This window comes from Nocardiopsis synnemataformans (assembly GCF_965343085.1).
Lineage (GTDB): Bacteria > Actinomycetota > Actinomycetes > Streptosporangiales > Streptosporangiaceae > Nocardiopsis > Nocardiopsis alborubida.
Genome location: NZ_CBDRFA010000067.1, coordinates 37,420 through 46,787 on the forward strand (window position 1 = coordinate 37,420; position 9,368 = coordinate 46,787).

At 75.0% G+C, this 9,368-nt stretch carries 8 protein-coding genes; 3 read left to right on the forward strand and 5 right to left on the reverse strand.

Annotated features, from left to right (window positions below):
• The first annotated feature begins 44 nt into the window (after positions 1-44).
• Positions 45-908, forward strand: a complete 864-nt coding sequence (locus tag ACSIH6_RS29840; RefSeq protein ID WP_435111665.1) for a LysR family transcriptional regulator — start codon at positions 45-47, stop codon at positions 906-908.
• A 194-nt stretch (positions 909-1,102) separates the two neighbouring features.
• On the opposite strand, the gene pdxA is transcribed toward ACSIH6_RS29840, so the two are convergent.
• Genes pdxA through ACSIH6_RS29860 form a run of 4 tightly spaced genes read right to left on the reverse strand, consistent with a single transcriptional unit; the run spans position 1,103 to position 5,665 of the window.
• A complete protein-coding gene (pdxA, locus tag ACSIH6_RS29845) occupies positions 1,103-2,125 on the reverse strand; it encodes a 4-hydroxythreonine-4-phosphate dehydrogenase PdxA (RefSeq protein ID WP_435111666.1) in 1,023 nt (340 codons plus the stop codon).
• On the reverse strand, positions 2,118-3,437 hold the full coding sequence (locus ACSIH6_RS29850) for a four-carbon acid sugar kinase family protein (protein ID WP_435111667.1): 1,320 nt from the start codon (positions 3,435-3,437) through the stop codon (positions 2,118-2,120). Before ACSIH6_RS29850 ends, pdxA begins: the two co-directional genes overlap by 8 nt.
• Before the next feature lie 9 nt (positions 3,438-3,446).
• Positions 3,447-4,871, reverse strand: a complete 1,425-nt coding sequence (locus ACSIH6_RS29855) for a GntP family permease (RefSeq protein ID WP_435111668.1) — start codon at positions 4,869-4,871, stop codon at positions 3,447-3,449.
• Positions 4,872-4,891: 20 nt separating this feature from the next.
• On the reverse strand, positions 4,892-5,665 hold the full coding sequence (locus ACSIH6_RS29860) for a DeoR/GlpR family DNA-binding transcription regulator (RefSeq protein ID WP_435111669.1): 774 nt from the start codon (positions 5,663-5,665) through the stop codon (positions 4,892-4,894).
• A gap of 232 nt (positions 5,666-5,897) precedes the next feature.
• On the opposite strand from ACSIH6_RS29860, the gene ACSIH6_RS29865 reads away from it, so the two are divergent.
• On the forward strand, positions 5,898-6,896 hold the full coding sequence (locus ACSIH6_RS29865; RefSeq protein WP_435111670.1) for a dihydroxyacetone kinase subunit DhaK: 999 nt from the start codon (positions 5,898-5,900) through the stop codon (positions 6,894-6,896).
• A 38-nt stretch (positions 6,897-6,934) separates the two neighbouring features.
• Positions 6,935-7,576: a DAK2 domain-containing protein gene (locus ACSIH6_RS29870; RefSeq protein ID WP_435111671.1), complete on the forward strand. Its 642-nt coding sequence runs from the start codon at positions 6,935-6,937 to the stop codon at positions 7,574-7,576.
• Positions 7,577-7,652: 76 nt separating this feature from the next.
• Here the strand turns inward: ACSIH6_RS29870 and ACSIH6_RS29875 are convergent, their stop codons facing one another.
• Positions 7,653-9,119, reverse strand: a complete 1,467-nt coding sequence (locus tag ACSIH6_RS29875) for a glycoside hydrolase family 43 protein (protein ID WP_435111672.1) — start codon at positions 9,117-9,119, stop codon at positions 7,653-7,655.
• Positions 9,120-9,368: the final 249 nt, after the last annotated feature.

Below are 9,368 nucleotides of genomic sequence, written 5' to 3' on the forward strand. Positions count from 1 at the left end.
GTCCGCCGTGATACCCACCGGGTATCGGTCAGTAGGCTGCTCGCGTGGACGATCTCGAAACCCGCGAGCTCCGGTACTTCGTCGCCGTCGCCGAGGAACTGCACTTCGGGCGCGCCGCCGACCGGCTCGGAATCGCGCAGCCCCCGCTCTCGCGCGCGATCCGCCAGCTGGAGAGACGGCTCGGTGTCCGGCTCCTCGACCGGAACCGTCGCGGCGTGGCGCTCACCGACGCCGGCGGGGTGCTGCTCCGTGAGGCCGGAGCCGCCCTCGACGCGGTCGCGGCCGCCGCGCGCCGGACACGGCGCGCCGGGGACCCGAAGCGGCCGCTGGTGCTCGTGACGAAGGCCGGGGCGTCCCATGAGCTGCTGCGAAGGCTCCTCGACGCGGCGGGGAGCGCACCCGGCGCGGCCCCGGTCGAGGTCCTCCTGTGCGAGGTCGGCGAGCAGGCGGGGCTGCTCCGCGACGGGAGCGCCGACGTGGCGCTCATGCACCGCCCCTTCGACGACCTCGCCGGGTTCGACACCGAGGAACTCCGCGTCGAGGGCCAGGTCGCGATCCTCCCCGCCGGGCACCCGCTCGCCGCACGCGACCAGCTCACACTGGCGGAGGTCGGCGACGTACCGGACCTGCCGATCGCCCGGTGGCCCCGGCTCGACGGGACCTACCCGGACGGCCCCGGGCCGGAGGTGCGCACCCAGTCACAGCTCGCCCAGCTCGTGGCGCTCGGCAGGACTCTGCTCGTCATCCCCGCCTCCAGCCGCGCCTGGCAGTGGCCCGAACACGTCGCGGTGCCCGTCGTCGACGCGCCGGAGGCCACCACGGTGATCGCGTGGCCGTCGAGCAGCCGCTCCCAGGCGGTCGCCTCACTCGTCCGCGCAGCGGCCGGGCTCCGCGAAGCCGCGCCGTGAGGCGGCTCCGCGCGGTCCGGGCAGAGCCCGTCGCGTTCCCCCGCCACGGTCGGGGACAGCTGAGACCGGGTTCGGGTCGCCTGACCGGCCCGTCGTCCGTCCGCGCCCCACACGCGGACGGACGACGGGTGGGCCGGCGCCAAGCCGAGGCCCCGGGAGGCAGCGGGCACCGGCGGCGGCGCTCCCGCCCCCGGTCAGCTCCCGTACTCGGCGCGGATGCGGTCGGCGAAGCGGGCGAAGTCGGCCCCGTGCAGGAAGGCCGAGCGCATGGTGCCGTGGTCGGCCACCCCCTGGCCCGCGATGTCGAAGGCGGTGCCGTGGTCCACCGACGTGCGCAGGATCGGCAGGCCCACCGTCACCGAGATCGTCCCGTCGAAGTCGAAGGTCTTGGCCGCGATGTGGCCCTGGTCGTGGTACTGCGAGAGCACCCCGTCGTAGTGGCCGGTCAGCAGGCGGTGGAAGACCGAGTCCGCCGGGACCGGTCCGACCACGTCCGCGCCCGAGGCGCGTGCCCGCTCCACGGCCGGGGCCAGGTGGCGGATCTCCTCGTCGCCGAAGGCGCCGTTCTCGCCGCCGTGCGGGTTGATCGCCGCCACCGCCAGGGTCGGCTCGTCGTGGCCGAACACGCGCAGCGCGGTGAGCGCCTCGGTGATCGCCCCCACCTGCTGCTCCTCGTTGATCCTGTCCAGCGCGCCGCGCAGCGAGACGTGCCGGGTGGCGAAGAAGATCTTCTTGCCGCGCACCACGAACATGGTGTTCTGGCGGGTGACGCCGGTCAGCTCGCCGAGCATCTCGGTGTGGCCGAGGTGGCGGCTGCCCGAGGCCCAGATGGCCTCCTTGTTGATGGGCCCGGTGACGATCCCGTCCACGCGCCGCTCCATCGCCGCCCGCGTGGCCACCTCGATCGCGCGGACCGCCGCGGCCCCAGCGCGCGCGTCGACCCTGCCCCACTCCAGTTCGGTGTCACCGAGTCCGCCGGTGTCGAGGCAGTCGACCACCCCCTCCTGCTCCGGCGGCAGGTCCCAGGAGGACACGGCGCGCACCCGCACGTCCAGGCCCAGGACGGTGGCCGCGCGGCGCAGCACGGCGGGGTCGGCGACGACCACCCCGCGCGCGGGGGCGGTGGCACCCACCTCGGCCAGGGTGCGCACGGTAATCTCGGGGCCGATGCCGACGGGGTCTCCGACGGTGACGGCCAGGGTCGGGCGTTCAGTCATCTTCTCTTCTTCCGCTCGGGATCCGCGCGGACACCCCGCGCAGCCTGTCGTTGACCGTGTCGCGCAGCCGCGCCAGGCAGCGCGCGATGGTGTCCTGCTCTCCGACCAGCCCACCCTTGGTGATGATCGGGGTGCCCTCCAACGGCCCGCCGTCCAGGCGGCCGTGCACGGCCAGCGGGACGAGTTCGCCGCCCACGTCCAGGGCCCGCACGTCCAGGGCGGCGAGCAGGGCGGAGGTGACGTCGCCGCCGCTGGAGAACAGCGCGCTGGGGCGGGCCCGGGCGACGGCCCCGGCGACCAGCGCGGCGAGCATGCCGGGCATGGCGCGGCGCGCCTCGGCCGGGAGGCGCACGACGTCCTCGGCCGAGGCGCGGGTGCGCACGATCACGGCCGCGGGGAAGGAGTTCCGGGCCAGGGCACGGACCAGGAGCCGCGCGACCTCGTCGCGGTGCCCGGGGTCGGACGTGAAGCGCTGGGCGTCGACGTCGACGAACTCCGCCGAGGGGTCCTCGGCGACGGTGTCGAGCTGGCGCCGGGTCAGCTCGGTCGCACTGCCCACCACCGCCAGGACCGGCCCGGGGTCGGGTGTGGTACCGCGCAGCCCCAGTTCGCGGGCCAGCAGCGCCCCGAACGGGCCGGGGTCGGCGGCCACCCAGACGGTGCCGTCCCGGCGGGAGGCCGCGGCCGCCGCCCGGGCGATGTCGGCCAGGTGGTCCTCGGTCACGGCGTCGCACAGCACGACGGGTTCGTCGCCCGCGAGCAGTTCCCCGACGAGGTCGGCGCGGGTGACCCGCCCCAGGGACAGGTGCCGCACGGCCAGGGCGCTCTGCTCGGCGACGAGGTCGGCCACCACGCTGGTGCGGACCGGGTTCAGCGGGTCCAGGGCCAGCTGGGTGCGTTCCAGGGGGACCCCGTCGAGCAGCTGGACGCCGTCGACGGTGATCCGCCCGGAGGCGGGGTGTGCGGGGGCGAAGAGCACGCGGACACGGACTCCGGACGGCGTGCGCTCGCGCACCGCCCGCCAGGCGGCCTCCAGTTCGGCGCCGACGTTGCCGCGCAGGGTGGTGTCGGTGCGCTTGACCACCAGGTCCACCGGCCAGAGCCGCGCCACGGTGTCGGCTACGAGCCCGGCGGCCTCGGAAGCGGGCAGGTGGCGGCTGTCCAGGTTCGCCACGACCGCGTCGTAGGCCGGGGCCGCCTCGGGGGCGTGCCCGGTGTCCACCGAGGCCACGCGCATGCCGGTCTGGGCGAAGCGCGCGCCGGTGGCGTTGGCTCCGGTGAGGTCGTCGGCCAGGACGAGGATCCGCGCCACGGGTACCCCCTAACCCAGCACCAGGGCGGCGACGCACAGCAGCGGCAGGCTGGCCAGCCACAGCACGGTGGTCATCCCGCTCCACATCTTCATGGCGGCGCCGCCGGACAGGCCGGTGAACCGGGTCACGACCCAGAAGTAGGAGTCGCTGACGTAGGAGAAGACGAAGGAACCGGCGCAGGCGGAGGCCACGGCGAGCGCGGGGTTGATCCCCGCCGCCGCCACGATCGGGGCGCTGAGGGTGGCGGAGGTGATGATGGCGACGGTTCCCGAGCCCTGGGCGAGCCGGACGAACGTGGCGATCACGAACGGCAGCAGGAACATCGGCACGGGCCAGCCCGAGACGGCGTCGGCGAGCGCGTCGCCCACGCCGGAGGCGCGCAGGACCTCGCCGAAGGCCCCTCCGGCGCCGGTGATGAACACGATCAGCCCGGCCGAGGCGGCGGCCGCGGTCAACCAGGAGACGACCTCCCTGCGCCCGGTTCCCCGGGGCGGCAGCGTGTAGACGGCGATGACCAGCCCGATGATCAGGGCGATGGCGGGGTTGCCGAGGAAGGCGAAGACACCTGCGACGGCGCTGCCCGCCGCGAGTGCGCCGGTGAAGGTGTTGCCGACGATGAGCAGCAGGGGCAGCAGCAGCGGGACGGAGGCGGTCAGCGCGCTCACGCCCGGGTCCGGGGGCTCCTGGCTGATGTCGCGTCCGGTGCCCGGGGCCGCGGTGCCGGACGCGGCGCCCTTGCCGGTGGCCGCACCCTTGCCGATGGCCGCGCCCGGTCCGCCCGCGGCGGCGTTCTCGGGGACCAGGCCCGACTCCACGCTCGCCTCCAGGCGGGGTCCCACGTAGCGCGCGTAGAGCACCACGACCGGGATGAGCAGGATCGACATGGCCCCGCCGAGCAGGACGGTGGTGCCCAGGTCGGCGTCGAGGAGCCCGACGGCGGCGAGCGGGCCGGGCGTGGGCGGGACCAGGTGGTGGGTGATGGACAGCCCGCCCGCCAGGGCCAGGCTCATCACGACCAGCGGCCTGCCGTAGCGCCTGGCCAGGGAGCGGGCGAGCGGGTGCAGGATGACGAAGCCGGAGTCGCAGAAGACGGGGACGGACACGACCGCGCCGGTGGCGGTCATCGCCACGTCCTCGCGACCCTTCCCGGCCATGCGGACGAAGGCCTTGGCCAGGGCGTCCGCGCCACCGCTGCGCTCCAGGACGGTGCCGATCATCACGCCCAGGGCGATGACGATGCCGATTCCGGCGAGGGTGTTGCCGAAGCCGGTGGTCAGGTGCTCCACCAGCTCGGGGGCGGGGACGCCCGCGACCACGCCGGTGACCAGGGCTCCGGCGAGCAGACCGACGAACGCGTCCAGCCGGGACCACACGATGAGGGCGATGACGGTGCCGACGCCCAGGAGCAGTGCGGCGAGGAGCTGTACTTCCATACCAGGAGCCTTTCAGGGGGTCATTCCGGTCGCGTGCCCGCGCCGACCGGAACGATGTGGGGGGTGCAGGCGGGATCGGCGTCGAGGGCCTCGCGCTCGCGGGCTCCGATCCCGTCGTCGGTGATCAGGCCGTAGGGTCCGGGGACGACCGCCCAGTACGGGTGGGGGCCGGAGCCGACCTTGCTGGAGTCGGCGACGACGAACACCCGCCGGGCGCTGCGCATCTGGAGCTCCTTGGCAGCGGCGATCTCGGGGCTGGGGCAGTTGAGCCCCCGGCCGGGCAGGAGGCCGTCGGCGCCGATGAAGGCGATGTGCGGGGTGATGCGGTCCAGGACGCCGTGCGCGTAGTCGCCGACGATGGAGCCGCGTCTTCGCCGCACGCGTCCGCCGACGACGACGAGTTCGATCCCCTCGGCGTCGTGCAGCGCGGCCATGGGCCCGAGGCCGGAGGTGACCACGGTGGGCCCCGAGCGCCGGGCCAGGCGCTCGGCCACGAAGGTGGTGGTGCTCCCGGCGTCCAGAAGGACGACGTGGTCGTCCTCGACCAGCGCGGCGGCGTGGTCGGCGATGCGCCGCTTGGCGGGGGCGTCGCGCAGGCTCTTCTGGGTCCAGGACAGTTCGGCGCCCGCGGGCGCGGGGACCGCGCCGCCGTGGGTGCGGACCACCTTTCCGGCCCTCTCCAGCTCGCCCAGTCCGCGCCGCACGGTGGAGGGGCTGATGCCGAGTTCCCGCGCGAGGTCCTCGACCCTCTGCACGCCGTCGGTGACGGCGTCCAGCAGCCCTTGGTGACGCATAACCACCCCTGCTCGTTTCGCGCATGTGAACAGGGCCATACTGCGCGCTTTACGCAGAGGAAAGCAAGAGTTCGCGCCCCTTGTGCTCATAACGCGCATATAACGCCCAGGGAGTGCGGACACGGCCACCGCGCGGAGAACAGCGCGGCTGGGGACGTTTGGGCGGGTCGGCGCACGGCTATGTCGCATACGGCGCCGGAGAGGGCCGCCGCCAGGACTACGGAGCGTGCCGATGCGAAGACAGTTCATCAACGAGCCGGGCGACGTGGTGCCCGAGGCGCTGGAGGGGTTCGCGGCGGCCTGGCCGCACCACGTGCGCCTCAACGCCGAACCCGCCTACGTCGTGCGCGCCCGCCCGGCCGCGGACAAGGTCGCGGTGGTCTCCGGCGGCGGCTCGGGCCACGAGCCCCTGCACGTGGGCTTCGTGGGCACCGGCATGCTCGACGCCGCCGTGCCGGGGGCCGTCTTCGCCTCCCCCACGGCCGTGCAGATCCGGGCGGCCTCGCAGGCGGCCGACACCGGCCGGGGCGTCCTGCACGTGGTCAAGAACTACACCGGCGACGTGCTCAACTTCCGCATCGCCGGTGAGCTGCTGGCCGACGAGGGCGTGCGGAGCGAGATCGTCCTGGTCGACGACGACCTGGCCACCGACACCGGTGACGGCGGGGGTCCGGGCCGCCGGGGCACGGCGGCGGTCGTGGCGGTGGAGAAGGTCTGCGGCGCCGCGGCCGAGCGCGGCGCCGACCTGGCGGAGCTGGCCGCGCTCGGGCGCCGGGTCGCGGCGCACAGCCGCACCCTGTCCGTGGCGCTGGCCGCGGGCGCCCACCCGGGGCAGGACCGGCCCTCGTTCGAGCTGCCCGGGGACGAGGTCGAGTTCGGTGTGGGCATCCACGGCGAGCGGGCCCGGCGGCGGCGGGCCTTCGGCCCCTCCCGCGAGCTGGTGCCGCCGATGGTCTCGCCGCTGGTGGAGGCGTTGGGGCTGGGGCGCGGGGACCGGGTGATCGCCATCGTCAACGGCCTGGGCGCCACACACGACCTGGAACTGTACGGGGTGTTCCGCGAGGTGCGGCGCGTCCTGGACGCCGCAGGGATCGGGGTGGCCCGCTCGCTCGTGGGGTCCTACGTGACCTCCCTGGACATGGCGGGCTGCTCGGTCACCCTGGTGGGGGCCGACGACGAGGTGCTGGAGCTGTGGGACGCTCCGGCCGCCACGCCCGCGCTCACCTGGTAGAACGTCCGTCCCACCACAATCCGCACGGGAGCACCGGCATGGCAGAGCAGCTCAGTCCCTCCGACGTCGAGCGGTGGGTGCAGGCCTTCATCGGCGCGGTCGAGGAGGAGGGCGGCTACCTCACCGACCTGGACCGCCGCAGCGGCGACGGCGACTTCGGCACCAACATGACCACCGCGCTGCGCCGCACGCGTGAGGCCCTGGCCGACACCGCCGCCACGGGCGCGGCCGGACAGCCCTTCGAGGTGATGGCGGAGACCTTCCTGGGCCACAGCGGCGGCACCAGCGGCCCGCTGTTCGGCATGTGGTTCCGCGAGTTCGGCAAGGCGGGCGCCGGAGCGGAGGCGTTCACCCTGGCGATGGTGGCCGAGGCCACCGCGAACGGGTGGGCGACCCTGCACCGGCTGGGGTCGGCCGAGGTCGGGGACCGCACCATGGTCGACGCCATCGCCCCGGCGTCGGAGGCCCTGACCGGGGCGGTCGGCGGCGGCGCGGGGCTGCACGCCGGGCTGCGGGCGGCGGCGGAGGCCGCGCGGGAGGGCGCGGACGGCACCAGCGACCTGCTCGGCCGCCGGGGGCGCACCAGCTACGTGGGCGAGGCCGCCCTGGGCAGCCCGGACCCCGGCGCGGTCACCGTCGCCCTGTTCTACCGGGCGGCGCAGGGGGTCGTCGGCGACTGAACCCCGGCGCGGACGGCCGGGCGCTGCGGGTACGGGCACCCCTCGAACGGATGCGTGGCGAGGGTCTACGGCGGGGTCAGGCGCCGCCGAGGTACTCGACGAAACGCACCCCGATCCCGCCTGGGCCGCAGCTCACCCCGACCATGCGGCCGGTGAAACCGCCCGCGACCTCGGTCGACAGGTAGCGCCCGTCGATCCGGGCCAGCTCGGTGGTGCCTTCCGGGGTGCGGACCGCGGCGACGACCACGTCCGGTCCCCGTTCGCGGCTGTACTCGGGCGCCGTCGACGGCACCACTCGCAGTTCGAGCACCGTGTCCGCGGACGCGGGCGCCTCTCCGAGCACGGTGGTGAGCGGTCCGGCCTGGGCGACGGCGCGCACCCGCGTGCCCTCGACCTCCAGGGCGAACCGGTGAGCGGGGTCGACGCGGATCTCCAGGGCGCCCGCGCCCCCGTCCGCGTCGATCCCGGCCCGGACGGTCATGGTCGTGTGCTCCTGGCGGCGGCCGACGAACACCCGCTCGTCTCCGGGAGGCGACATCCGCCACCGGTCCCGCGACCACCGCAGCACCTGGTCGGGGAAGACCCCGGCGCCGACCCAGTCGGGGCCGAGCGTCCCCCCGCCCAGCGAGGCGCGCACCCGCGGCGGCTCCCGCGGCTCGACCGGTCCGGTGACCACGGGCCAGCCGTCGCGCCAGGAGACGTCGGCGGCGAAGGTCTCCCTGCCCAGCACGTGCCATCCGGGGAAGGAGCCCGAGGGGCGCACTCCCAGGAACACCGCCGCCCACGACCCGTCGGGCCGTTCGACCAGGTCGGCGTGGCCGGTGTTCTGCACCGGGCCCGGCGTCCCCCTGGCGGTCAGCAGGGGGTTGTGCGGGCAGGCCTCGAACGGGCCCTCCGGAGAGGGACCCCGGGCGATCGTCACCGCGTGTCCGGGGCCGGTGCCGCCCTCGGCGACCACCAGGTACCACCACCGCCCCACCCGGTACAGGTGCGGCGCCTCCGGATCCCTGCCCCCGGTGCCGCTCCACAGCGGGCGCGGTTCGGACAGCAGGTCACCGGTGGCCGGGTCGAGGACGGCCTGGCGGATCCCGCCGTCCGACCACGTGAGCAGGCACCTGCCGTCCCCGTCCCACACCAGGTCCGGGTCGATGCCGCCCGCGCCGCGGATCCGTACCGGGTCGGACCACGGACCGGCGGGGTCGGTCGCCGTCATCAGCAGGTGTCCCGGGCCGTCGGAGACGTTGGTGGTCACCAGGAAGAAGGTGCCGTCGTGGTGGCGCAGGGTCGGGGCGTAGACGCCCGAGGAGGGCGCGGCGCCGGACAGCGCCAACTGGGAGGGCCGGTCCATCACCGCGCCGACCCGCTCCCAGGCCACGAGGTCCGACGACCGGAACAGCGGGACGCCCGGCGCGTACTCGAAGCTCGAACACGCCAGGTAGAACACGTCGCCGACGCGGCACACCGTGGGGTCGGGGTGGAAACCGCCGAGGATCGGACGGGTCGGCAGGACACCGCCTCCGGGGGGAACTTCGGGCTCGCTCACCCCCACGAGTGTGGCATGTCCCTCCGCCGACCCGGGAGCGAGTACGCCATCCAGTACCAACGGCGGGAGCGGTTACCGGAGGGCGACCAACGCCCGGGGTTCGGGGGTGGTTACCCGCTCCTGCGTCGGCACCAAAGGCAGCGGGTGCCTGAGGGCACCGCGTAACGCCCTGCCCAAGGGTGGTGACCGAGGCAGCGCCGGCACCAAAGGCGAGCGTGCCCTCCGGCCTCGGGCAACACTACCGGCCCC